This window comes from Vibrio kyushuensis, from assembly GCF_050337325.1.
GTDB lineage: Bacteria > Pseudomonadota > Gammaproteobacteria > Enterobacterales > Vibrionaceae > Vibrio > Vibrio kyushuensis.
This window is the reverse complement of sequence record NZ_JAKJSV010000007.1, coordinates 92518-115298: the sequence shown is the minus strand read 5'-3', so window position 1 is coordinate 115298 and position 22781 is coordinate 92518. Positions and strand designations below refer to the sequence as shown.

The 22781-nt window shown below is 42.8% G+C and carries 20 protein-coding genes; 7 read left to right on the top strand and 13 right to left on the bottom strand.

The window, feature by feature from the left end; translation table 11 throughout:
* The 3 genes from L4D20_RS16230 to cpdB form a co-directional block, all read right to left on the bottom strand.
* Positions 1 to 459: a GNAT family N-acetyltransferase gene (locus L4D20_RS16230; protein WP_428802647.1), complete on the bottom strand. Its 459-nt coding sequence runs from the start codon at positions 457 to 459 to the stop codon at positions 1 to 3.
* A gap of 75 nt (positions 460 to 534) precedes the next feature.
* Positions 535 to 1095 carry a Crp/Fnr family transcriptional regulator gene (locus L4D20_RS16225; protein WP_428802646.1) on the bottom strand — a complete coding sequence of 187 codons (561 nt, stop codon included), beginning with the start codon at positions 1093 to 1095 and terminating at the stop codon, positions 535 to 537.
* 62 nt (positions 1096 to 1157) lie between these two features.
* Positions 1158 to 3119, bottom strand: a complete 1962-nt coding sequence (gene cpdB, locus L4D20_RS16220) for a 2',3'-cyclic-nucleotide 2'-phosphodiesterase (RefSeq protein WP_428802645.1) — start codon at positions 3117 to 3119, stop codon at positions 1158 to 1160.
* 486 nt (positions 3120 to 3605) lie between these two features.
* On the opposite strand from cpdB, the gene cysD reads away from it, so the two are divergent.
* From cysD to cysC, 4 genes are all read left to right on the top strand, one after another.
* Positions 3606 to 4514 (top strand): sulfate adenylyltransferase subunit CysD, encoded by a 909-nt coding sequence (gene cysD / locus L4D20_RS16215; RefSeq protein ID WP_428802644.1) that lies wholly within the window; start codon positions 3606 to 3608, stop codon positions 4512 to 4514.
* Between the two features lie 17 nt (positions 4515 to 4531).
* Complete coding sequence (gene cysN, locus L4D20_RS16210; RefSeq protein WP_428802643.1) at positions 4532 to 5959, top strand: sulfate adenylyltransferase subunit CysN; 1428 nt, start codon at positions 4532 to 4534, stop codon at positions 5957 to 5959.
* 86 nt (positions 5960 to 6045) lie between these two features.
* Positions 6046 to 7770, top strand: a complete 1725-nt coding sequence (locus tag L4D20_RS16205; protein WP_428802642.1) for an SLC13 family permease — start codon at positions 6046 to 6048, stop codon at positions 7768 to 7770.
* 30 nt (positions 7771 to 7800) lie between these two features.
* Positions 7801 to 8424 (top strand): adenylyl-sulfate kinase, encoded by a 624-nt coding sequence (gene cysC, locus L4D20_RS16200; RefSeq protein ID WP_428802641.1) that lies wholly within the window; start codon positions 7801 to 7803, stop codon positions 8422 to 8424.
* A 17-nt stretch (positions 8425 to 8441) separates the two neighbouring features.
* On the opposite strand, the gene L4D20_RS16195 is transcribed toward cysC, so the two are convergent.
* The 8 genes from L4D20_RS16195 to msrA form a co-directional block, all read right to left on the bottom strand.
* Complete coding sequence (locus L4D20_RS16195; RefSeq protein WP_428802640.1) at positions 8442 to 9344, bottom strand: TIGR03899 family protein; 903 nt, start codon at positions 9342 to 9344, stop codon at positions 8442 to 8444.
* Between the two features lie 298 nt (positions 9345 to 9642).
* Positions 9643 to 10149, bottom strand: coding sequence for a DUF3299 domain-containing protein (locus tag L4D20_RS16190; RefSeq protein WP_428802639.1), 507 nt, complete (start codon positions 10147 to 10149; stop codon positions 9643 to 9645).
* Positions 10150 to 10157: 8 nt separating this feature from the next.
* Entirely contained in the window at positions 10158 to 11417 is a 1260-nt protein-coding gene (locus L4D20_RS16185; protein ID WP_428802638.1) for an ABC transporter permease, read from the bottom strand.
* Positions 11414 to 12130, bottom strand: coding sequence for an ABC transporter ATP-binding protein (locus tag L4D20_RS16180; RefSeq protein WP_428802637.1), 717 nt, complete (start codon positions 12128 to 12130; stop codon positions 11414 to 11416). Before L4D20_RS16180 ends, L4D20_RS16185 begins: the two co-directional genes overlap by 4 nt.
* Positions 12131 to 12200: 70 nt before the next feature.
* On the bottom strand, positions 12201 to 12968 hold the full coding sequence (zrgA, locus tag L4D20_RS16175; protein WP_428802636.1) for a zinc uptake protein ZrgA: 768 nt from the start codon (positions 12966 to 12968) through the stop codon (positions 12201 to 12203).
* A 39-nt stretch (positions 12969 to 13007) separates the two neighbouring features.
* A complete protein-coding gene (locus tag L4D20_RS16170) occupies positions 13008 to 13307 on the bottom strand; it encodes a DUF2607 family protein (protein ID WP_428802635.1) in 300 nt (99 codons plus the stop codon).
* Positions 13308 to 13479: 172 nt separating this feature from the next.
* On the bottom strand, positions 13480 to 14031 hold the full coding sequence (locus tag L4D20_RS16165) for a YtfJ family protein (protein WP_428802634.1): 552 nt from the start codon (positions 14029 to 14031) through the stop codon (positions 13480 to 13482).
* Between the two features lie 132 nt (positions 14032 to 14163).
* Positions 14164 to 14790 carry a peptide-methionine (S)-S-oxide reductase MsrA gene (msrA, locus tag L4D20_RS16160; RefSeq protein ID WP_428802882.1) on the bottom strand — a complete coding sequence of 209 codons (627 nt, stop codon included), beginning with the start codon at positions 14788 to 14790 and terminating at the stop codon, positions 14164 to 14166.
* Between the two features lie 150 nt (positions 14791 to 14940).
* On the opposite strand from msrA, the gene tamA reads away from it, so the two are divergent.
* The 3 genes from tamA to L4D20_RS16145 are packed head-to-tail and all read left to right on the top strand — an operon-like array spanning position 14941 to position 20817.
* The gene (gene tamA, locus L4D20_RS16155; protein WP_428802633.1) at positions 14941 to 16656 is read left to right on the top strand and encodes an autotransporter assembly complex protein TamA; all 1716 of its coding nucleotides are present in this window, start codon (positions 14941 to 14943) and stop codon (positions 16654 to 16656) included.
* 13 nt (positions 16657 to 16669) lie between these two features.
* Entirely contained in the window at positions 16670 to 20446 is a 3777-nt protein-coding gene (gene tamB / locus L4D20_RS16150; protein WP_428802632.1) for an autotransporter assembly complex protein TamB, read from the top strand.
* Between the two features lie 17 nt (positions 20447 to 20463).
* Positions 20464 to 20817 (top strand): DUF2799 domain-containing protein, encoded by a 354-nt coding sequence (locus L4D20_RS16145; protein ID WP_428802631.1) that lies wholly within the window; start codon positions 20464 to 20466, stop codon positions 20815 to 20817.
* A 49-nt stretch (positions 20818 to 20866) separates the two neighbouring features.
* On the opposite strand, the gene ppa is transcribed toward L4D20_RS16145, so the two are convergent.
* Positions 20867 to 21394 (bottom strand): inorganic diphosphatase, encoded by a 528-nt coding sequence (gene ppa / locus L4D20_RS16140; protein WP_428802630.1) that lies wholly within the window; start codon positions 21392 to 21394, stop codon positions 20867 to 20869.
* A gap of 220 nt (positions 21395 to 21614) precedes the next feature.
* Positions 21615 to 22625 (bottom strand): class 1 fructose-bisphosphatase, encoded by a 1011-nt coding sequence (gene fbp / locus L4D20_RS16135; RefSeq protein ID WP_428802629.1) that lies wholly within the window; start codon positions 22623 to 22625, stop codon positions 21615 to 21617.
* Between the last annotated feature and the right edge of the window lie 156 nt (positions 22626 to 22781).

Sequence of the window (22781 nt, the reverse complement as noted above, 5' to 3'; positions counted from 1 at the left end):
CTACTTCTCACATCTCATGTCAATATGAGGGATATCATCTTCCAAGTACATTTCAGAAATCTTTGTAAAGCCGTGAGAAGCGTAAAAATTGGCTAAATGCTCTTGTGCACCAATTGTGATGGATTGGCCTGGCCATAAAGTTTGGCAATTGGCTAATGCAGTATGTACCAGCAAGTTACCCAACCCTGTCCCGCGAACTTTGCTTGAAGTTGCAATGCGGCCGATACTGACATCGGCGTAGCTAATATTACGAGGAAGAAGCCGAGCGCAGGCAACTAAACGATCATCGATATAGCCTAATAGATGATGTACTCCTTGCTGGATGTCTTTGTTATCGAGTTCTGGATACGGGCAATTTTGTTCAACGACAAACACATCGACACGCAGTTGCAGTAATTGGTAGAGCTGTAATGTTGTTAGCTGATCGAATCGAAGAGTGTGCCAGATAATTTGTTTCATTATTATTTTGGGCCTAGGGATAAAGTTCGCTCACTATAGCTATTTTTTATTCAGATCAGCATTAACAATTGTTAATTATGTGGTTCGATTTTTAATTCGGCTTAGGCTTATTGCGGTAATTCCTAGATAAGCGGCAATTTGATAATCATTTAAACGCGAAAGCAGTTCAGGGTAGTGCTCACAGAAAAGTTGATAGCGTTCTTGAGGCGTGAAGAGAAGCATGAATCGCTCTTTGTTCTCTTTATACATCAATTGAGCTTCAAGCAGCTTTAGGTAGATGGTGTGTTTCTCGTCTCGCCAGTAGTGCAATGTATTAAGCGGAAGGTAGATGAGAGTCACCGAGGTTAACGTCTCTAAAAGATAGGGAGAAGGTTGGTTCTTTATAACGCTTTCAAACCCTATCATCCAATCTTGTTCCCAATAGAACTCTTTGCTGTACTCTTTCCCTTTTTCAGTCAAATAACTTGCGTGACAAATACCATCAAGAACAAAGTAAATGCCGTCGGCATGCGCACCCTGGTTAACGAGGATATGCCGAGTTGGCAGTTCCATAAGAGCACTTGATTCATCAATCGCTTCTACTTCAGATGGAGAAAACCCATACTCTGCTAGATATTTTAAGAACCGTTCAGTCATATTTTCTCCATAAAAAAAGCCGCAGCGAAAGGCTACGGCTTGTTACTGTATCTAACTGTTATCTACTTTTGTAGATCAATCTTGTAAACAGCAAAGCCAACATCATCTGTTGCGACTTTCTGCATTGGGTATTGACCTTTTTCTTTGATAAATTGCGCAGCTTTTTCACTTGGCGATGTTTCAAAGCGGATATCTAACGCTTTATCCGATTTGATTGGCGCAAATGACCAGTTGTTATCAGCACTTGGTGTTACTTCACCTTTCTCTTGGCTTACACGAGAGATGTAGTTAGCAACAACAGTACGGTTTTCATCTGGTGCTTCAAAGGCAATGTAATCAGCCCCCGTACCTGGGAATTTGTTACTGAAGGCACGGTAGTTGTTGGTTGCAATGATGAACGTTTGGTTCATGTTAATTGGCTTACCTTGGTAAGTCAGGTCAACAATACGCTGCGAACCAGCATTGATAACTTTACAGTTACCGTCATATTTTGGCGCCATAGTGACATCAATCTTGTATTCAACGCCATCCATTACATCGAAGTTGTAAGTACGGAAACCATCCCAATCGATAAGCGATTGTGGTGCTGTTGTTGTTGCATCGATATGCTTAAATTGACCGGCAGAACACTCTAACCACTCTTGCACTTCACGGCCTGTCACTTTAAGCGCAACGAGCGTGTTCGGGTAAAGGTATAAGTCAGCGGCGTTACGGAATGTTAGTTGGCCAGACTCTACTTCAGTAAAGTTAGCAGGATCATTCTTACGACCACCGGCTTTAAATGGTGCAGCAGCTGAAAGCACTGGGATGCCATCAAGATCAGGGTCACCTTGAATAAACGTCTCTACGTAATCTTTCTGTGCAAGGTTGACGATTTGAACCGTTGGATCATCTTGAACCAGTGACAAGAAGCTGTACATCACGTCATTTGCTTGACCAATGGGTTGGTTAACAAAGTCACGAGTGCCTTTATGATCGTCTTTAAGTGCTTCAATAATACCGGGATCAGCTTTGGCTAAAGATTTTTTGTTCGCTTTATCGAATATTGGTCGAGCTTCTGATTGGCCTTTAACCACGCTCCAGTTACCGTCTTGCTGTTTTAGAACTAGATCCATTACACCAACATGGCTACCCCAGCGACCAGGCATAACAGCGGTAACACCGTTGATCGTACCTTTCTCGTTATCAACACCTTGAATGTTGTCGAAACCACGACCAGGGAATACAGCATGAGAGTGACCAAATGCGATTGCATCAATGCCATCTACTTCTGACAAGTAATAAGTAGAGTTTTCAGCGCCTAGCTTATGAGGATCAGAAGAAACACCTGAGTGAGGAATCGCGACGATAACATCAGCGCCTTCTTTCTTCATTTCAGGAACAAGCTTCTCTGCCATCTTTTTGATGTCTTTCGCGAAGACTTGACCTTCTAGATTCTTCTTATCCCAAACCATGATTTGTGGTGGAACAAAGCCGATGTAACCCACTTTGATTTCGTGAGCTTTTCCATCCACATCTTTAAAAGTGTGAGTCTTAATTAGATACGGCTTGAAGTAATGATCGCCGGTCTTCTCATCAAATACGTTGGCACTAACGTATGGGAAGTTTGCGCCATCAAGCGTTTTTGCGAGGAAATCTAAACCGTAGTTGAATTCATGGTTACCAATGTTACCCACATCATAATTAAGCTGGTTCATTGCCTTGTAAACAGGGTGAACTTCGCCTGCTTCAATGCCTTTTGCAGCCATGTAGTCACCCATTGGGCTGCCTTGGATAAGATCACCATTATCGACTAAAACACTATTTTTTACTTCTTGTTGTGCTTGTTTTACTAGTGTCGCGGTGCGAGCAAGGCCGATTTTTTGTGACGGAGCATCTTTGTAGTAATCGTAATCCATCACGTTGGTGTGAATATCTGTTGTTTCGATGATACGTAGCTTGATGGTATCGGCCATTACAGGGCCAGCCATCATTAACATGCCACCAAGAACTGCCATCGAAAGGGGTTTCACTGCCATTTTCATTTTGTTCTCCATTACGGGGGATAAAGAATAATCTTGATTAATGTAACAAAAACTAGTGCAACAAAGTGTTGTGGTTATATTAAAACGTGATCTGCTTGCATGATGGGTCAAATAACTGCCAACAAGATCTCACTAATGTAAATGCAATGTTCAACTTCAATTGCGCTTGAAAATCAGAAGATTATTTTGCTTATCCATTTTTGTTATAAAAAATGAACTTTTAGAATTTCAAGTAATATAAAGAGATGGTCATAATGCACTCATAGATAAAATGGATGCGATTATGATGACACTTTAAATTCTGTGTACATTCTAACCCGCCCCTAAAAATCATTACTGTTGATTAGGATAGACGCTTTTGTCTTAAAGGTTAGATGGAATCTTTTCTAATACTCATTTCAACAATAGTGCTATTGCCAACTCAATATAATCCTGACCATAGATTTAGGGACAAAATTAAGCCTAAAGGCTTACAAGGAAATAGATATGGATCAACAACGCTTAACCCACTTGAAGCAACTTGAAGCTGAGAGTATTCATATTATTCGAGAGGTCGCTGCTGAGTTTGATAACCCAGTAATGATGTACTCGATTGGTAAAGACTCATCGGTCATGCTTCACCTTGCTCGCAAGGCTTTCTATCCAGGGAAAATACCGTTCCCGTTATTGCACGTCGATACGGATTGGAAGTTTCGTGAAATGATCGAGTTTCGCGATCATGTAGCGAAAAAACATGGCTTTGATCTTTTGATTCATAAAAATCCAGAAGGCATGGCAATGGGTTGTAGCCCGTTTAAACATGGCTCTTCAAAGCATACTGACATAATGAAAACTCAAGGCTTAAAGCAAGCATTAAATAAATACGGGTTTGATGCTGCTTTTGGTGGCGCACGTCGCGATGAAGAGAAATCACGAGCAAAAGAGCGTGTTTATTCATTTAGAGATAAGAACCATACATGGGATCCTAAAAATCAACGCCCGGAGCTATGGAAAACGTATAACGGTCAGGTGAATAAAGGCGAGAGTATCCGAGTATTCCCGTTATCGAATTGGACCGAACTCGATATTTGGCAATACATCTATCTTGAGAATATTGAGATTGTACCGCTTTATCTTGCAGATAAGCGTCCGGTGGTTGAGCGTGATGGCATGCTAATCATGGCTGATGATGATCGCTTAGAGCTACAAGAAGGCGAAGTTATTGAAGAGAAGTATGTTCGTTTTCGTACTCTTGGCTGCTACCCACTAACCGGTGCTGTTGAATCAGAAGCGAATACACTGCCTGGCATTATTGAAGAGATGTTGGTGGCAACATCAAGTGAGCGCCAAGGGCGGGCGATCGACCATGATCAGTCAGGATCAATGGAATTGAAGAAGCGACAAGGTTATTTCTAAGGATCTAAGGAAAGAATATGAACAATGTAATTGAAGCTCAGGTGGCTGAGCTTGGTATTGAAGGCTACCTAAATCAACATCAACATAAATCATTACTTAGATTCCTTACTTGTGGCTCGGTAGATGATGGAAAAAGTACTTTAATTGGGCGCTTACTTCATGACACTCATCAGATTTATGAAGATCAACTAGCAGCGGTACACAATGACAGCCAACGTGTTGGGACGACAGGTGAAAAGCCAGACCTTGCTCTATTAGTGGATGGTTTGCAGGCTGAGCGTGAGCAGGGCATTACAATTGATGTAGCGTATCGCTATTTCTCAACTCAAAAACGTAAGTTCATCATCGCGGATACTCCGGGACACGAGCAGTACACAAGAAACATGGCAACCGGTGCGTCTACGTGTGATGTTGCGATTATATTGATTGATGCCCGTAAAGGGGTGTTGGATCAAACACGTCGTCATTCGTTTATCTCTAATTTGGTCGGCATTAAGCACTTTGTCGTTGCCGTGAATAAGATGGACTTGGTCGATTATTCGCAGGAAACGTTTGAAAGAATTCGTAACGAATACCTCTCGTTTGCTGAAAACCTACAAGGTGAAACTGACATCCAAATACTTCCTCTTTCTGCGCTAGAGGGCGAGAACGTAGCATCGCCAAGCAAAGAGATGAGTTGGTTTAAAGGGTCAACACTACTTGAGTTACTTGAAACCGTTGATATCGATCGGTCAAAACTAGAAGGTGAATTCCGTTTCCCTGTTCAGTATGTGAATCGTCCGAACTTAGACTTCCGTGGCTTTGCTGGCACCATCGCTTCAGGCACAGCTAAAGTCGGCGATAAAATCAAAGCGCTTCCTTCAGGCAAAGAGTCGAAAATTGCACGTATTGTTACGTTTGATGGAGATTTAGAAGAGGCGCAAGCAGGCCTTGCTGTAACACTAACATTGGAAGATGAGATCGATATCAGCCGCGGTGACTTGATCGTACTTGATAGTGCTCAAGTTGAGTCGACCAATCACCTTTCTGCGGATGTGGTGTGGATGACAGAGCAAGCTCTTCAGCCTGGGCGTGAGTACGATATTAAGATTGCGGGTAAGAAAACGGTAGGCCGTGTTGAGGCAATTCGTTACCAGTATGACATCAATAACCTGTCGACCTTCTCAGCCGCCGAGCTTCCTTTAAACGGCATTGGCTCTTGTGAGTGGACATTCACGGAATCCGTCGCTGTCGATAGCTACCAAGATTGTACTGACACGGGCGGCTTTATCATTATTGATCGCCTTAGCAATGTCACGGTAGGTGCCGGTCTGGTGCGTGAGAGTTTAGCTGAGGTTGAGCAGCAAGTAGGTAATATTTCAGCATTTGAAGTAGAGCTAAATGCGCTAGTTCGTAAGCACTTCCCACACTGGAATGCGAAAGATCTTAGCCAGCTATTAAAATAGTGCTTTGGTAAGTAACTGTTTAAATGAAATAATTTGATAAGTGACAGTATGAAGTGAGCAGTCACTATCATATCTAAGGATGGATTATGTGGGAGCAAGGATTGGTCATGGCGATGCTACTTGGCATCATCACCTGCTTGTTGGTCACTCGAATAAAGCCGAGTATTATTTTTGCTAGCGCGGCATTTTTAGCGTTTATGGCAGGAACGATTGAGCTTACTTCGATTGCGACTAATTTCACTAATTCATCCTTATTAACGTTAGTGCTACTCATTTTGGCGTCGTGTGCGCTTGAGAAAACACGACTGATTAGCTGGGTTAGCCGAAATATCTCAGAAGGGCGTTTAGGCACAGTTGTCGCCAAGTTGGGTATTTCGACGGCACTGTTATCGTCATTTACCAATAATACTGCAGTGGTGGTTTCACTGATTGGTGCCATTAAACGCAACCAAAAGCACGCACCATCAAAGTTGTTAATTCCACTCTCATACGCCGCTATTTTAGGCGGTACATTGACTCTGATTGGCACCTCAACAAATCTGATTATAAATAGTTTTGTTGAAGATGTTGGCTTGCCTAGTCTCACATTTTTCACTCCGACTCTCATTGGATTAGCCGTCTTAGTGGGTGGGGTGATTATTCTGATCCCATTAAGCTACCTGCTACCTAACTATGATGACCACGCGCAAGATGATCTGCCTTACTTTTTAGAAGCGATTGTCGAGCCGGGTTCGCCGTTGGTGGATAAAAGCATTAGTGAAAATAATTTGCGAGCACTGAGAAAACTGTTTTTAGCCGAAGTGATTCGCGATGGTGAGAGCATGCCATCGGTTGAGCCTGACTTTGTGCTTCAAGCTAAAGATAGGTTGCTGTTTTGTGGAGACATAGAAAGCGTTGCGACACTGCAAGAGATACAAGGATTGACTCTGTTTGGGCAGCATCACTTGAATGGGCAAGGGTTCGTTGAAGCGGTCGTGAGTTCATCCGCCAGTTTTTGTAATAAGACACTTAAATCGAGCCATTTTCGTGATCGTTTTGATGCGGTCGTCGTGGCTATTCGACGCGGTCACGAGCGCTTAGAAGGCGGCCTTGGCAATATCGTTCTTACCGCTGGTGACACTTTGGTTCTTGTCCCTGGTAAGCGCTTTGAAACCGAGCGTCGTGCGCATCGTCGTGAGTTTGTTTTGATTAATGATTTAGACTCCAGTGCCAAGTTAGACTCTAATAAATCTAGTCTTGTATTAGCAGGTTTTGCTTTGGTCATTGGTTTAGCTTTGCTAGAACTGGTGCCCATTATTAAAGGGCTTTTGGTTTACATACTGGTGCTGCTTGCCTTTGGCGTTGTGAAAATTAATGAGCTTCGTCGTCGTTTCCCTATTGATATTGTGGTTATTGTGGGCTCTGCCCTCTCAATTGCTCAACTAATGCTTTCCTCTGGCTTATCAGTTCGTATGGGCGAGATGTTTATGGAAGCCTTTAATGGCTGGGGCGTATTTGGCGCGCTAATCGCAGTCTACTTAATGACATTAATATTGACAGAGTTAGTGACCAATAATGCAGCGGCCGCATTGGCTTTTCCTATTGGCTACAGTATGGCACTAGGATACAACGTCGATCCTATGCCGTTTATTATGGCTGTGTTGTTTGGTGCAAGCGCGAGTTTTATCTCTCCTTACGGGTATCAAACCAACCTTCTGGTTTACAGCGTGGGCAACTACAAATTAACTGATTATATGAGAATAGGGATCCCAATTTCGATTGTGTACTCAGTGCTTGTACTAAGCCTAATTCCTATTTTTTTCCCATTTTGAATTTAAAGCTTTAATTTAAGGAAGTAAGTTATGGCTACTTTGACGCCAGAGAAAGATGAAAATGTTGTGTGGCACCAACACGTTATTGATAAAGAGTATCGAGCGAAAATAAAGCAGCAAAAACCATCGGTGCTTTGGTTTACTGGCCTTTCTGGTGCGGGTAAATCAACCGTAGCTGGTGCGCTTGAAAATAAACTCGCTGAACTTGGCTACCATACCTATCTGTTAGATGGCGATAACGTTCGGCATGGGTTATGTAGCGACCTTGGTTTTTCAGAGCAAGATCGTCGTGAGAACATTCGTCGTATTGGTGAACTGTCTAAACTGATGGCAGATGCTGGGCTTATTGTATTGTCAGCATTTATCTCACCGCACCGCTCAGAGCGTCAGCTAGTTCGTGAGATGCTACCAAGTGGAGAGTTTTTGGAGGTGTTTGTGAATGCACCTCTAGATGTGTGTGAGAAGCGCGATCCGAAAGGTTTATACAAAAAGGCTCGAGCAGGAGAGATCACTAATTTTACCGGAATCGATTCTGTGTATGAAGCGCCAACTAACCCTGAAATTGATCTACTGGCGGGTGAGTCTTCTATTGATGAATTGGTCGAGCAATGCCTTGCTGTACTTCGTAAACAAGGCATTATTCAAGCGGGTTAAACGTGAGGTTAGGCGAATTAAACGGTGTGATGGATGGTACTTTTCACATCTGTATGCACCGTGAACTTTTGGCTCAGTAGTGCGATCACTTGATCGTAATACTGGGCATTCGGTTTATTACCTAAAAGCTTACATAGCTCGTTACCTGTAGGGCTAAAGCGATAATAAAGCAGTCTCACACCTTTCGTTTGAGGCTGAAGCGAATGATTCTTACCCTGATAGCTTAATGGTAGTGGAGGATCGATCTCTATCTCCCCCGATTCAAGCTCAGTACCGTGTAGTAACCCAAGTTCAATTAAGACCAATAAACTCGAATAGGGAAGCTGAAAATTACCGGTATTGACGGCGGTTGTGGTATCCCGTTTACCAAAGCTAAATATTCCATTACGTGCTTTATAGCCGACCAATAATTTCTTACTGTTATCGGTACCAAAGCTGCAAGCCAGTGAGGCTGCTTTCTGCAGTACCTGAGCTTCTTTTGGACTCATATCTTGTAGCACTTTGAGCGCTTTCATTGAGGTAGAGCCTGGGTTCGTCACTTCTCGCTTTAAGACCTGTGCCCATAACCTTTGCATTGAAGGGTTATGTATCTCTTGTGCCATATCAAAATATCGATATAGCCAATCTCTATCGGGCTTTCCTGCGGTTTCATCTCGACATGCGGCATGAGTGGCTTTAAGGATTTGTTCGAGATTTTTCTGCCGTTGCTCGTGCCTTTTTCGCTCTCTTTCCATTGCTCTATCAAGTGGCGTTTTTTCCACTGGGTCTTCTTGCAGAAGCGCGTCTAGACCATAAGTTTGAGCGATATTAAGCACACAGCTAGCGCTGTCTTTAATGTAGGTCGATTTTTTCTCTTGTTGCTTCTTGGTGTTACCTGTCGATTCATGTTCGATAACGATGGGTTTGTTATCACTTGCCATAGATGTCCCTCATGCCACTGAGCTTTTTCACAACTACTTAAAATGTAACGTGTTATGAGCAGGACTGCTAGAGAAAGACTAAATGATGTACAAAAAATGAGACTATTAAAGATGATAACAATTTGTTAAAGTTGTTACCATTGATTGAGAGGGCTTATGAAGTATATCAAAGAGAATAAAGTTAAAAAGCACCTATCAATCCTTCTACTCTTACTGCTATATATGGCGATATTAGCGTATTTATCTAGCTTTCTATCATAGAGTAGAAGATTGACAGGTCAGTTTGTTACGTTAACGGCTACATGTCGTCATATTCAGTAATAGCAGTCCCTTCTAGGAAGTAAGCGGTTTCTGCTAGTTCATGGCTGATTGTTTCGGTTTTTAACGTTCCCGTTACATATATCACATCCCATAATTGTTGCACGGGTGCACCTTCAGGAAACTTGACGTAGATAATCTGATTGGGCGGCGGTGGTGGAACGTGAATACAAGCACCAAAATAGGGTACAAGTAGAAATTCAGTGACTTTATTTGCATCCCCTTCAAGTGGAATAACAAAACCTGGAATTTTAACTTTACTATTATTAAGCTCAGGTCGAACAGTCCCAACTTTTGACTGTGCCATTACATCGCCAGAGTGATCAAGCGCAGGCATGCCCGCATTATCAAATTGATTTCGCTCAGATTCTGGAACTAAATCTATCCAATTTAGCACCATCGCTTCTTCAGCTGTGCCAGCAGCTGTAGCAATGTTAGGCACTAGTGCTGCTAGAGACAACACAATGCTTAAGAGAATTTTATTCATATTGATTCCTAAATCCTAATAGTCATACCGTCGCTTAGAGACTGTCTGTAGGCTCTTAGCGCTGGAATAAAGCCGATGATAATACCCGCCAGTTGAACAAATCCTAACAGAGTCCATTCGTAGGTGGTAATCGCACTCATGGTAATGGTTATTCCATATTGTTGCTGGATTATTGGTTGTCCAACTGCTAGGGCGAGATACAAGCCACTAACGCCAACTAAAATACCAACAAATGTCAGTGCGCTTGCCTCACTAATGAGTAGGGCAAAGACATGCTTTGGACGTGCCCCCATCGCTCTGAGAATTGCCATCTCTCGCCTTCTCTCTTGAAGGCTCGTTAATAGACTGCTGAGCATACCAAGTAAGCCTGCGATAACAACAAATATTGAGACAGCCATTAGTGCCTGCTCTGCAACCGACATCATTCCCCAAAGCTCATGTAGAGCAACGCCGGGCATAATAGCGCTTAACGGTTCTTGTGGGTAAGTATTGATTTGGCGTTGTAGAGCAAATGTTTGAATTTTAGATTTTAGCCCAAGCATCATTGCTGTGATCTGCTTAGGTTCAAATTGATGCTGGCTTAGTTGCTCGGCTGAAGGTGCATTACCGAGGTTTGCCCCGGACTCCCAACCGACATGAATGGCTTCAATAGCTTCAAGAGAAGTGTGGACTGTTTTATCTACTGGTGTCCCTGTAGGCGCAAGAATACCGACGACGGTAAAGGGAAGGTTGTCATGTCGACTGAATCCAACGTCACCAATGCCATGAGCAATGATGATTTCGCTGCCTACCTTGTAATCTAGAGATCTTGCGACATCTGAACCGATAACCGTTTCAAAAAGAGTATTGAATGGCTTACCTGCACTGAAAGTAAGTGATTGCTTACTTCCATATTTATAATGTTCAAAGTAGCTGTCATTGGTTCCCATCACTCGGAAACCGCGATGTGAATCGCCTAAAGAGATAGGAATCGCCCAGTCTACCGCTCGGTGTTGACTAAACTCTTGGTAGCTTTTCCAGTCGATGTTGTTGGTGGCGTTACCAATTCTAAATACAGAGTAGAGTAGTAGGTTCACTTGCCCTGAGCGTCCGCCAACAATCAAGTCAGTGCCGGAAATCGTATTGGCAAAACTATCTTTCGCTTGAGTTCGTATACGCTCAACGCCCATCAGCAATATGACTGAAATGGCGACGGTTAAAATAGTGAGTATTGCTGTCGCTTTTCTATTACGAACACTTTTCCAAGCAAGGCTTGTTATGGCTTTCATTGGTTTTCACCTGCTTTATTTAACTGCTTTAGATTAATGGAGCGGTCAAACAGCGCTTCGAGTGTTGGATCGTGACTAACAAATACTAAGGTGGATTTAGCAAGGTTTGCCTGCTCCATCAAAAGCTCGATAAATGCGCTACGGTTTTCATGGTCAAGTGCCGAAGTTGGTTCATCAGCGATAATGAGCTTGGGTGAGCCGATCAGGGCTCTTGCTGCCGCGACTCGTTGTTGCTGCCCAATACTCAGCTCAATCACCGGTTTATTGAGTAGTTCCTGTGGTAGGTGCAAACGAGTTAAGAGTTCTTTCGCTTCTTGCTCTGGAGACTGCTGCAGTTGTTTTTTTCGTTGTGTAGAAAATTGACAAGGCAGGATGACATTCTCAATCACACTCAGATATGGAAGAAGATTAAATTGCTGAAAAATATAACCGATATTATCGGCACGAAATTTATCACGTAAGCTTGGGTTAAGCGTACGAATTTCCGTACCTAATACATCAACCTGACCTTGCTGCACTTGGTTGATGCCAGTTAGTAGCCCTAGCAGTGTTGATTTACCACAACCACTTGGACCTTTAATAAAGACGTGCTCACCCTCTTGAATCGAAAACTCGGGGATATCTAATATCGCTTGGCTAGCATTTGGCCAAGTAAACTGCAAATTCGTTATGTTGACTACCGTGTTAGCGGTATCAGACAAGGTACTATCCATTTCAAATTCCAATCAGTGAATGTGCTAGGGCAAGTGACTTACCCTAGCAAAAATATCTTAATAATGAAGGCTAAAAAGAGACTGTATTGTTCTTCGGTGTTAATTTCGTTGCCGACTGTGCTTTGTCAGTAAGTAAGTTAACACTGATCGATTCTGTGCCTTTAAATTGTTCGAACCAATCGGTTGAGATAGTTTGCAGTTTATTTATGTCATCACAGTGAAAGTGGTATTCAATCGTGAAAGTGCCGTGCCCATCATTATGATCGCCATGGTCATGCCCTTCATGATCGTCATGTCCATCGTGCTTGTCGTGGTCGTGGTGCTTGTGATCATCATGACCTTCATGCTTATCGTGGTCATGATGTTTGTGATCATCATGGCCTTCATGCTTGTCGTGGTCGTGGTGTTTGTGATCGTCATGGCCTTCATGCTTATCGTGGTCATGGTCTTTGTGATCGTCATGTCCATCATGCTTGTCGTGGTCATGATGTTCGTGATCGTCATGGTCATCACCACCTAACGTATGTGTCACTGACTTAAATTCAACATGACATTTTGCTGCTGCGTTTAAAGCGAAAATATTGTCTACATTGTCTAAAGTTTTAAGTGCGCTTGCTAGCGTCTCTTTTTGTTGTTCGTTTTGTGGCTGATGCTCAAATCCAACGACATCAGCACCAGGAGCGGTCACTTCAATCAGAAGTTCGTGCGCATCTTGAGCAATATTGAATTCTACATGGCCGTGAACGTGTGCTTCATGTTGGCGAAAAGTGCTATCAGCGAGGATTGGAGTACTCATAAGTAAGCCGATAGTTACAGCAAGCGTTGTCTTCATTTTCATTTGGATCTAATCCTTAATTGTTGAATATATATAGTACATCTAATAGTAAGAGATTAGTTGAAATGGAGGAGAGCGCGCTAAGTAAGCATGGAAAGGAACAACGATTGTCGCTGTGATATAGAAAAGTGGCGCACTGCTTAGAAGGACTTGATCAAGCCCTGTGGGCATAGCGTGTGTAAGCCCGTTAGCCACTGCTGAAAATAGTTGGCACTGGTGTTGGCTATGGTGCTCTGGATGAAAATCATACTGATGTTCCACGTATGCGAAATTAAGCCATAATACTCCAAGTAAAGAGCATAGCGAGATCAGTCGTTGAGTAGCTGTTATCGGCTGAATCATGGCAACGTGAGCAGTCCAGTAGAGTGTAAGTGTTATAGTATAACAATATTGTTGGCATGATTGTCAGAGTAATTTGAGTAAAAATACCACTAAGAAAAACAGCGATAACACAAAGGCTATCGCTGATAATAGAGTATTGATTAAGGCTTGTTGATTTCCTTTGTTTGGCTAATTAAAGCTGTCCACGGATAAGCGTCAAAATAGACTCTACTTTGCTTTCATCTAAAGCACCTTCTTGAACAAAAACGACGACCCCATCTTTGTCTTGAACAATAATGGCCGACGACTCTTCTTTTAGTCCCCATGCCTCTGCTACTGCACCATCAGCATCGAGAACCATTGATGACCAAGGAAACTCTTTCTTACTGTTTTGAGCTTTGGATTTTACTATTGAGCCTGTTCCCCACATCGCATCATCTTGGTTAATGATGGTGGTGGTCTGATATGCATCCTCTGGGAATTTAGCCGCTGTGATTGCGGCCATTAGTGGCGCGTTGAGCTCTTTTGAACTGCCACGCCCTGCGATAGCTTGGATAACACGAACCTTGCCTAACATGGCTTGATTATTCCATGGTTGAAAGCTGGTTTCGCCATCCGTTAGTATGATTTCTCCATGCTTTTTAACCTCAACATCGTTAACGGGTTCACCCAAAGAGATGTTGTGAGCGTTAGTTAGAAATGGAGAGCAAGCAAGTATCAGAGTAAGAAGTTGTTTCTTTTTCATTATTATATTCCTTTTGATTGGCCGAAAAAGTATATACCCAAACCCTATCAAAGAGAGAAATCCAGTTAACTAAGGCGTGAACTCTGTGGCTTATTTGGTCTAATTACTCTAATTCGTTGCAGAGTAGAGAGATTATTTGAGAAAACAAACGCCTGTACCGCCTAATCCACAATATCCATTAGGATTCTTAGCAAGATACTGTTGATGATACTCTTCTGCATAGTAAAAGCGGCCAGCGGGTAGTACTTCGGTTGTAATCTCGCCTTTATCTTGCTTAGAAAGAAGGCTTTGATACTGCTGTTTAGATTCAGTAACCGTCGCTGCTTGCTCATCACTGTAGATATAGATGGCAGATCGATATTGTGTGCCAGTATCGTTACCTTGTTGCATGCCTTGGGTTGGATCATGTCGCTCCCAAAAATGAGTAAGGAGTTGTGTGAGAGAAATGATCGACGGGTCGTAAAAAATACGCACGACTTCAGTATGGCCAGTTTGTCCGGTGCACGTCTCTTCATACGTCGGGTTTTTCGTATAACCGCCGGCATAGCCAACAGAAGTACTGGTGACTCCCTCCAATGGCCAGAACAATCGCTCGGCGCCCCAAAAGCAGCCCATTCCAAATAACACTTGGTATTGACCAAGTTGAGGAGATTCGGTAATAGGCGTGTTATTTACATAATGCATTACAGGCGGCACTAATGCAGTGTCACGGCCAGGTAGTGCATCATGTGGGGTAACCATCACTTGTTTTGGATTCATCACGATTGATCTCATAATATATGTAACCTGGTTAGTATTAAGAGGTTAATAAAAAGTGCTAATTATATGAATAGCTAAAGACTAACTGAATTAATCTAGGTATTATTTTTATTAGCAGTAACTCTCATTTGTGGTTTATATCAATTAAGCATGATAACTAAGCGATTTCCAGTATTAATCTTGAGCCTTGTTTTATCCAATTTCGCTACGGCAAGTGAGATTGAGTTAAGCGTAGTTGGGCTAGAAGGCACATTACAAGATAATGTGGATGCTTATTTGTTGTCGATCCCTGAAACAGATTATGAAGTCTCGTTGCGCTTTCAATCTCGAATTGAAACTAATATTACTGAAGCGATTAATGCACTGGGTTACTACGATCCTAAATTTCGTTTTGAAATTGTGGATGGAAAAGAGCTGATCGTCCATGTGACTCCGGGTGATCCTGTGGTGATTACAGAGCTTGATATAGTGATCACTGGTGAAGCACAAAACGATGCGACTTTTACTCAATTAATCTCAAACAGTGGCTTGGTCATTGATCAGCCGCTCAATCATGGTCGGTATGATGCGTTGAAGTCTTCGATTCGTAATATGGCGCTGCAAAAAGGCTACTTTAAGGGCGATTTTTCTGTTAGCCGATTAGAGGTTGTCCCCAGCCTAAATCAAGCGATGATTCGTCTGCATTACGACAGTGGTATTCGTTATCATTTTGGCTCGACCTCTATCACTGGTAGCCAAATAAGAGATGAGCGCGTTCAATCTCTTCAGCCCTATCAGAAAGGAGACCCATACCTTATTTCAAAGGTGGGTGAGTACAATCAAAATCTTTCTAATACCGACTGGTTCTCATCTGTCTTTGTTGAGCCCGATTTGAGTCAGTTGGACGACAATCGAGAGCTTTCGATGAAAGTTTCATTGTCGCCACAATCTCGTAATCAACTTGAAACAGGTCTTGGTTATTCAACCGATGTGGGTGTCCGAGGCACGCTCAAGTGGAAAAAACCGTGGGTTAACGATCGAGGACACAGCTTTGACAGTAGTATTTCACTTTCTGTGCCTGAGCAGAGTGTTGTCGCGGGTTATAAGATCCCTTTGGATGACGCCCTTCATGAGTATTATCAAATCCAATACGGAATGAAAAAAGTGGATAAGTCGGATACCAACAGTCTGGAATCTAATTTATCTGTTGGTCGTCACTGGCTTTTAGACAGCGGTTGGCATCAAACTGTTCGAGTTCGTTATCTGATCGAAAACTATGAGCAAGGGCTTCAAGATGATGTAGGTCAATTTGTTCTTCCCGGTGTCTCTTTCTCACGTACACGGACCAAAGGGGGCAGCATGCCGATGTGGGGGGACCGTAAATCCATTACCCTCGAGTATGGTGATCCAGCTCTTTTATCAGAAACCCGTTTAGTTCGATTGGTTGGCGGTACTTCGTGGATTCGCGGCATTGGTAATAACCACCGAGGGCTATTCCGCATTGATGGCGGCGCTAACTTTACTCGCGAGTTCGAAAAATTATCACCGTCGCTGCTGTTCTTTGCTGGTGGTGATAACAATCTACGTGGTTATGGCTATGAATCTATCTCTCCAAAAGATGAAAGTGATTCCCTAACCGGTGGTAAATATATGTTAACTACCTCACTTGAGTACCAATATCGTGTTGTTGGTAATTGGTGGGTAGCAACGTTTTATGATTATGGTGATGCCTTCAATGAGTCTGCTGACTTTAAAGCAGGTGCTGGTGTTGGTATTCGTTGGGCATCTCCAGTAGGTCCGATACGTCTTGATTTTGCCAAAGGGCTCGATGTAGAAGAAGGGGGAGATGAGTACAAAATTCACTTCACTTTAGGCCCAGAATTATGATGAAGACGGCTGTATGACTAAAGTAGTTCTGAAGTGGACAAAGTGGTTTTCAATGAGTCTTATCTCATTGGTAGTGTTACTGCTTTTTTTAGTAATTGGTTTGTTATACACCAATACAGGGCTCAATGTTGCTCTATGGGGGGCACAACAAGCGTTACCTCAACTTCAAGTCGGTAGCTCTAAAGGGGCGATTTTTCCTCGCTTTACGCTTAATCAAATTACCTTTCAAGATGACGATCTATTTATAGATCTTAATGCGGAATCAATAACACTCGCCATTAACCCTAGCTGTTTTTTAGAGCCTTCAATTTGTATTAATGAACTGACGGCTGATGGCCTTAACTTTTCAATGCCTCAACTGCCTGAGTCTGAAGATGTACCAGCGAAGGCTGAGAGCAATACAAAGCCGTTAAAAATTTCAACACCAATACCCATTCGAATTAGTAAGGTTCGCTTATCGAATATCAATCTTGATATTTTGCAGAATCAAGTGAGTTGGCATAGCCTGACAACGGGCGCCCGATTCCAGAATAATCAATTACGTCTACGCCCAACGGTTTGGCAGGATATATCTCTTTCTCTAGCCACTTCTGATGGGAGTGAGGCCGCCAATCAAAGTAAACTGGGGACACCATCAGATAATAAAGAGCCTGCGCCAATTGAGCTCCCGTCAGTGACGATGCCACTCTCGTTAATTGTTGAACGCTTTGATATCAATGAGTTCAAGTTAGAGCAAGCGTCACCTATTGTCGTCAACCATCTTGGATTAGAAGCTCGCGCCTCAGGTTCAATAGTCGTTATTAATCAGCTAGAGCTCGCGATGCCAGAGGTTGAGGCTGACTTATCGGCAAGCATTGATTTACAAGATGGCTATCCGTTGGAGGCTCAATTATCCGCGTTGGTGAAGCACCCGCAGGCCAATGGGCAAAAGGTGTCATTAACAGCGACAGGTAGTGTTGCAGACCTTTCAATCGAGAGTGAATTTAGTGGGTTAGTAAAGGCTTACTTACAAGCAGATATTCAGCCGCTTGAGCCTAGCTTGCCTTATAGCGTTTTACTAAATAGAACCCAAGCTCAGTGGCCATTGTCGGGTAAAGCTGATTATCAGGTGGATATTAAGCAGCTATCAAGTTCAGGTAGTCTTGATGGGTATAAACTCGCACTTGATGCCGGTATCAAAGGTGTGAGCTTTCCTGATATAGCAATAGAGATGGAAGGTGATGGCGACTTAGAGCAGATTAATGTTAAGCAGATACAGCTTGAAACACTGGGTGGAACGATTGATGGGGAAGTCTTCGCGAACTGGAGTGACCCGATTAATTGGCAAGGAAAACTCTACCTAAACCATATTCAGCCCGGTTTGTATTGGCCGGAAGCCGAAGGGAACATCAGTGGTGATATTCATACAAAAGGAGCACTGACGGAACAAGGGGGTTGGCTAACTGACACCCCAGTTATCGATATTGATGGAATACTTCGTGATTATCCACTGAATATTGCTGGATCGTTGACCGCATCAGATAAACTGGGCGATGGTTCTTTTCATATTCAAACGCCAAGTTTAAAACTCTCTCATGGTCCAAACTCTGTTGAAGCAAAAGGCGAGTTAAGTCAGCAGTGGAACATGAAGGTTGCATTATCAATTCCCGAATTCGCTAAGTCTATTCCTGATCTTAATGGATCAATGTTAGGGGATGTAGCACTGTCAGGGCAGCTTACAGAGCCGAGTGTTCATCTTGCAATGACGGCGCATGATCTGTCTTGGCAAGATGAAGCGAGCATGGATCTTCTATCAGTGAGTGGGGATCTTAAACCTCTCCCCGAGCCTCTAGTCAATGTTCATATTCAGTCGAAACAGATCCAATATCAACAACACCTGATTGATGATGTGGATCTGAAATTGAAGGGAGCACTTGATGATCACGAACTACTTCTCGATATTCAATCTGAAATACTCTCGACAAGCCTAGCTATCTCCGGGGCATTGCAACAAGAGCCAAGCATAAGCTGGAAGGGGGCACTAGAGCGTTTATCACTGACGATGATACAAGGCCAATGGCAGTTAGAGAACGAGACTAAAATAAGTGTTGATGTTGATAAACAGCAAGCGTTTATTGCAGCGCATTGTTGGCGACAAGATGGTTCTTCAATATGCCTTGATAAGGATATTAATGTTGGAGAACAAGGAGAGGCTGAACTTTCTATTAACCACTTTAACTTTGACCAATTAGCACCATTCATGCCTCAAGATACAGCCATCGAGGGCGAGGTGAATGCTCAAGCGAGTGCCAAGTGGGGCCCAAATATCGCTCCAGAAGTGAGCGCTAGAATTCAAATGCCAGCCGGGCAGGTGACGAGTTTGCCTAATGCTCCCTTACGTGTTGGTTGGAATTCAGTTGCGTTAAATGCAAAGTTGACAGATAACCAACTGCAAGCGAATTGGTTATTAGATTTAACTGACAATGGTGAAATATCGGGAGATGTCACCATTCCAAATGTTGAGCAGCCAGATAAGCAGCTTGAAGGTGATCTTCGCCTGTCAAAAATTGGTTTAGCTTTTTTATCTCCGCTCATTGGTGAATACAACAAATTTGACGCGCAAGTTAATTCACACCTGGCATTGAGTGGCGAATTAGCTAAGCCGAATGTCACCGGTGAACTGCGAGTTGAGGAGATATTACTACGTGGTGAACTGTCACCTTTGGATATTCAAGGTGGCCAAATCATCGCAACATTTGGCGGAACAGATGCGACACTTCAAGCCAGTATCGAGACTCCGGATGGCCCTTTAAGTATTGAGGGTGATGCGGATTGGAGAGATCTAGAAGCTTGGAGTAGCCATATTCGAATCTTTGCTAATGAGTTACTCGTTAGTCAACCACCAATGCTTAAAGTGAAGGTGAGCCCTGACATGATGATTAGCCTCGCACCAGAACAGGCGAAAGTGACCGGAACCATCGATTTACCATGGGGCAATATAGTCGTTGAAGATCTTCCTCCGAGCGCGATTGGTATTTCTAAAGATCAAATTCTTCTTGATGAATCTCTGCAACCTATTGATGATTCCGCTGCTAGCGTTTTTGCTATTGAAACAGACATTCAAATTACGATTGGTGATGCATTTACGTTATCGGCGTTTGGCCTAGAGGGCAACTTAGTCGGGCAGCTTAATGTGACTCAAAAAGATAAAGGCCCAATCATTCATGGTGAAATCAATATCTTAGAGGGAACATATCGCTCCTTTGGCCAAGACCTTATTATTGATGAAGGTAAAATATTAATGAACGGTCCAGTGGATCAGCCTTATGTCTCCATCAGTGCAATTCGTAATCCAGAAAATACCCGAGATGATGTTGTGGCAGGCGTCCGTGTTGATGGACCTGTTGATGAACCAACGGTCACTATTTTTTCAGAACCTGCCATGCCACAGGCTAATGCTCTCTCTTATTTGTTACGAGGGCAGGACATTGATGCTGAAACTGGTGGTAATGCCATGACAACGACATTGATTGGTCTCAGTCTTGCGAAAAGCGGTAAGGTTGTGGGTGAACTTGGTAAAGCGTTTGGCGTACAAGACCTACAATTAGATACAGCAGGCTCTGGAGAGGAGTCCCAAGTGACTGTGAGTGGCTACGTGTTACCAGGGCTTCAGCTGAAGTATGGTGTTGGTATTTTTGATGCCGTTGGGGAGTTTACTATTAGGTATAGATTGATGAGTGACTTGTACCTTGAAGTTCTCTCTGGCGTAGATAACGCGGTGGACCTGCTTTATCAGTTTGAATTTGAATAATCATTTAAGGAGTGAATATGCGATATTTATTGGTGTTATTAACTATGGTTCTGGTTGGATGCGCACAGTTAGCAACCCCGGATTCACTGCTTGAAAGTGAGTGGGCTGAATTTGGGAAACAACGTGGGGAGAAGGGCTACTTACGTCACTCTCAACCTAAGCTCGAAGAACTTGATCAGCAAGGAATCCTAACTGATACATTATATGCCGCTTATGATACAGGCTATAAAGAAGGGCAATCAGAATATTGCTCTCAAAGTGCTTTTACATTAGGTTTATCTGGCAAGCCATATTTGGGCATTTGTAATAAGATCGATACTCAGTTTGATTATAATTACAATGCAGGAATGCGGGCTGGTTCTTTTAAATAAGTAATGAACGTTCATGCTTCAATACATGAGCGTTCATCCAAAATAAAATTCACTTCTTCGCTCGTTGATAAGAAAGCATAATCTCTTCTCTCGCAGCCTTTACATCTTTCCAGCCGTCGACTTTGACCCACTTTCCAGCTTCCAAATCTTTATAACGCTCAAAAAAGTGGCTGACTTGTGCTTTTAATAGCTCAGGGATATCGTCCACATCCTGAATATCATCATACTCTTTGGATAGTTTAGAGTGAGGGACAGCAAAGACTTTCGCGTCTTCACCTGATTCATCACTCATCATCAGAACGCCTACTGGGCGACAACGAATCACTGAACCCGGTATTAATGGGAAAGGAGTTGGGACGAGTACATCGACCGGGTCACCATCTAATGAAAGAGTGTCATTTATGTAGCCATAGTTGCACGGATAGAACATCGGTGCTGACATAAATCGATCCACAAATACTGCACCGGAATCTTTATCCACTTCATATTTTATTGGGTCGGCATTGGCTGGTATTTCGATAATGACATAGAGGTCGTCAGGCAGCGATTTTCCTGCAGGTACGAGATTCAAACTCATCAAGAACTCCTTGATATTGGTATTCGCATAGCAAGCCGTATTTCAAAATTGCTTGAGATATGAATGTTATTGATGATTAAAGTTTAGTCATGGATCCGCAGGATGCTAAATTTTAGGGTCACATTTATGAAGTGTGGTAAATCAGGAGGATACGGAAGGTTAACGATGAGAATAGACAAGTCAGTTTTGGCTGACCTGCCTATAAAAACACTATTATTGATTAGTCTTGGTTGTTTTTAATAAACTCTTCGACTTTATTCACCATGCTTTTCGAACCAGTGAAGAAAGGAACACGCTGGTGTAGTTCAGTTGGCTTTAAATCCATGATGCGATTAACACCATCAGAAGCTGAGCCGCCTGCTTGTTCAATGATAAATGCCATTGGATTACACTCGTACAATAGACGAAGTTTACCGTTCGGGTGAGCCTGAGTGCTCGGGTAAAGGTAGATACCACCTTTTAACAAGTTACGGTGGAAGTCTGAAACCAATGAACCAATATAACGTGATGTATATGGGCGCCCATCTTCCGGCTCATTCTCTTGGCAGTACTTAATGTATTTTTTTACACCAGTAGGGAAGCGAATGTAGTTACCTTCATTGATAGAGTATATTTTACCATTATCAGGCGTCATCATATCTGGGTGAGAGAGACAAAACGTGCCAATTGATGGGTCATAGGTAAAGCCATTCACACCATTACCAGTGGTGTAAACCAGCATTGTTGAAGAACCGTAGACGACATAACCAGCAGCAACTTGCTTGTTGCCAGGCTGAAGGAAATCTTCTTGTGTTGGTGGTGTACCAACAGGGGATACTCGACGGTATATTGAAAAAATTGTCCCGACAGATACATTTACATCAATATTTGATGAGCCATCAAGTGGATCCATTAAAACGACGTATTTAGCATTTTTGTTGAGTTCTTTATTAAACGCTACGGCTTCATCTTCTTCTTCACTGGCAACGCCACAAACTTGATCGCGAGCTTCTAGCGCTGCTTTAAATTTCTCGTTTGCGTACAGATCCAGTTTTTGTTGCTCTTCACCTTGAACATTATCTGTTCCAACAGAACCTGTGATATCAGCGAGTCCTGCTTTATTTATTTCTCTGTTTACGATTTTTGCAGCAAGTCGAATTGAAGAAATAAGAGATGAAAGATCACCGCTAGCGTGGGGGAAGTCCGCTTGTTTTGAAACAATGAACTCGCCAAGGGTGCGCATTTCAGACATGTTATATCCTTAACAATAATGAGTATGGGGGCGTGGCGATAACGTTTGCCTCTTAATTGGGCTTTATGCAATCACACTAAATATAGTGTAAGCGTTAGATCTTATTTATGGTAATGAAGTAACCGATTGAGTTCTCAAATCATTTGTCGTTTGTCA

What these genes read in the sequence shown, in the direction of transcription:
- L4D20_RS16145 (WP_428802631.1), top strand. Translation starts at nt 20,464, where the DNA reads ATGCGATATTTATTGGTGTTATTAACTATGGTTCTGGTTGGATGCGCA.
- fbp (WP_428802629.1), bottom strand. Translation starts at nt 22,625, where the DNA reads ATGTCTGAAATGCGCACCCTTGGCGAGTTCATTGTTTCAAAACAAGCG.
- cpdB (WP_428802645.1), bottom strand. Translation starts at nt 3,119, where the DNA reads ATGAAAATGGCAGTGAAACCCCTTTCGATGGCAGTTCTTGGTGGCATG.
- tamA (WP_428802633.1), top strand. Translation starts at nt 14,941, where the DNA reads ATGATAACTAAGCGATTTCCAGTATTAATCTTGAGCCTTGTTTTATCC.
- L4D20_RS16170 (WP_428802635.1), bottom strand. Translation starts at nt 13,307, where the DNA reads ATGATTCAGCCGATAACAGCTACTCAACGACTGATCTCGCTATGCTCT.
- cysD (WP_428802644.1), top strand. Translation starts at nt 3,606, where the DNA reads ATGGATCAACAACGCTTAACCCACTTGAAGCAACTTGAAGCTGAGAGT.
- ppa (WP_428802630.1), bottom strand. Translation starts at nt 21,394, where the DNA reads ATGAGTTTGAATCTCGTACCTGCAGGAAAATCGCTGCCTGACGACCTC.
- L4D20_RS16165 (WP_428802634.1), bottom strand. Translation starts at nt 14,031, where the DNA reads ATGAAAAAGAAACAACTTCTTACTCTGATACTTGCTTGCTCTCCATTT.
- msrA (WP_428802882.1), bottom strand. Translation starts at nt 14,790, where the DNA reads ATGAATCCAAAACAAGTGATGGTTACCCCACATGATGCACTACCTGGC.
- L4D20_RS16180 (WP_428802637.1), bottom strand. Translation starts at nt 12,130, where the DNA reads ATGGATAGTACCTTGTCTGATACCGCTAACACGGTAGTCAACATAACG.
- L4D20_RS16195 (WP_428802640.1), bottom strand. Translation starts at nt 9,344, where the DNA reads ATGGCAAGTGATAACAAACCCATCGTTATCGAACATGAATCGACAGGT.
- cysC (WP_428802641.1), top strand. Translation starts at nt 7,801, where the DNA reads ATGGCTACTTTGACGCCAGAGAAAGATGAAAATGTTGTGTGGCACCAA.
- L4D20_RS16230 (WP_428802647.1), bottom strand. Translation starts at nt 459, where the DNA reads ATGAAACAAATTATCTGGCACACTCTTCGATTCGATCAGCTAACAACA.
- L4D20_RS16190 (WP_428802639.1), bottom strand. Translation starts at nt 10,149, where the DNA reads ATGAATAAAATTCTCTTAAGCATTGTGTTGTCTCTAGCAGCACTAGTG.
- L4D20_RS16185 (WP_428802638.1), bottom strand. Translation starts at nt 11,417, where the DNA reads ATGAAAGCCATAACAAGCCTTGCTTGGAAAAGTGTTCGTAATAGAAAA.
- cysN (WP_428802643.1), top strand. Translation starts at nt 4,532, where the DNA reads ATGAACAATGTAATTGAAGCTCAGGTGGCTGAGCTTGGTATTGAAGGC.
- zrgA (WP_428802636.1), bottom strand. Translation starts at nt 12,968, where the DNA reads ATGAAAATGAAGACAACGCTTGCTGTAACTATCGGCTTACTTATGAGT.
- L4D20_RS16205 (WP_428802642.1), top strand. Translation starts at nt 6,046, where the DNA reads ATGTGGGAGCAAGGATTGGTCATGGCGATGCTACTTGGCATCATCACC.
- L4D20_RS16225 (WP_428802646.1), bottom strand. Translation starts at nt 1,095, where the DNA reads ATGACTGAACGGTTCTTAAAATATCTAGCAGAGTATGGGTTTTCTCCA.
- tamB (WP_428802632.1), top strand. Translation starts at nt 16,670, where the DNA reads ATGACTAAAGTAGTTCTGAAGTGGACAAAGTGGTTTTCAATGAGTCTT.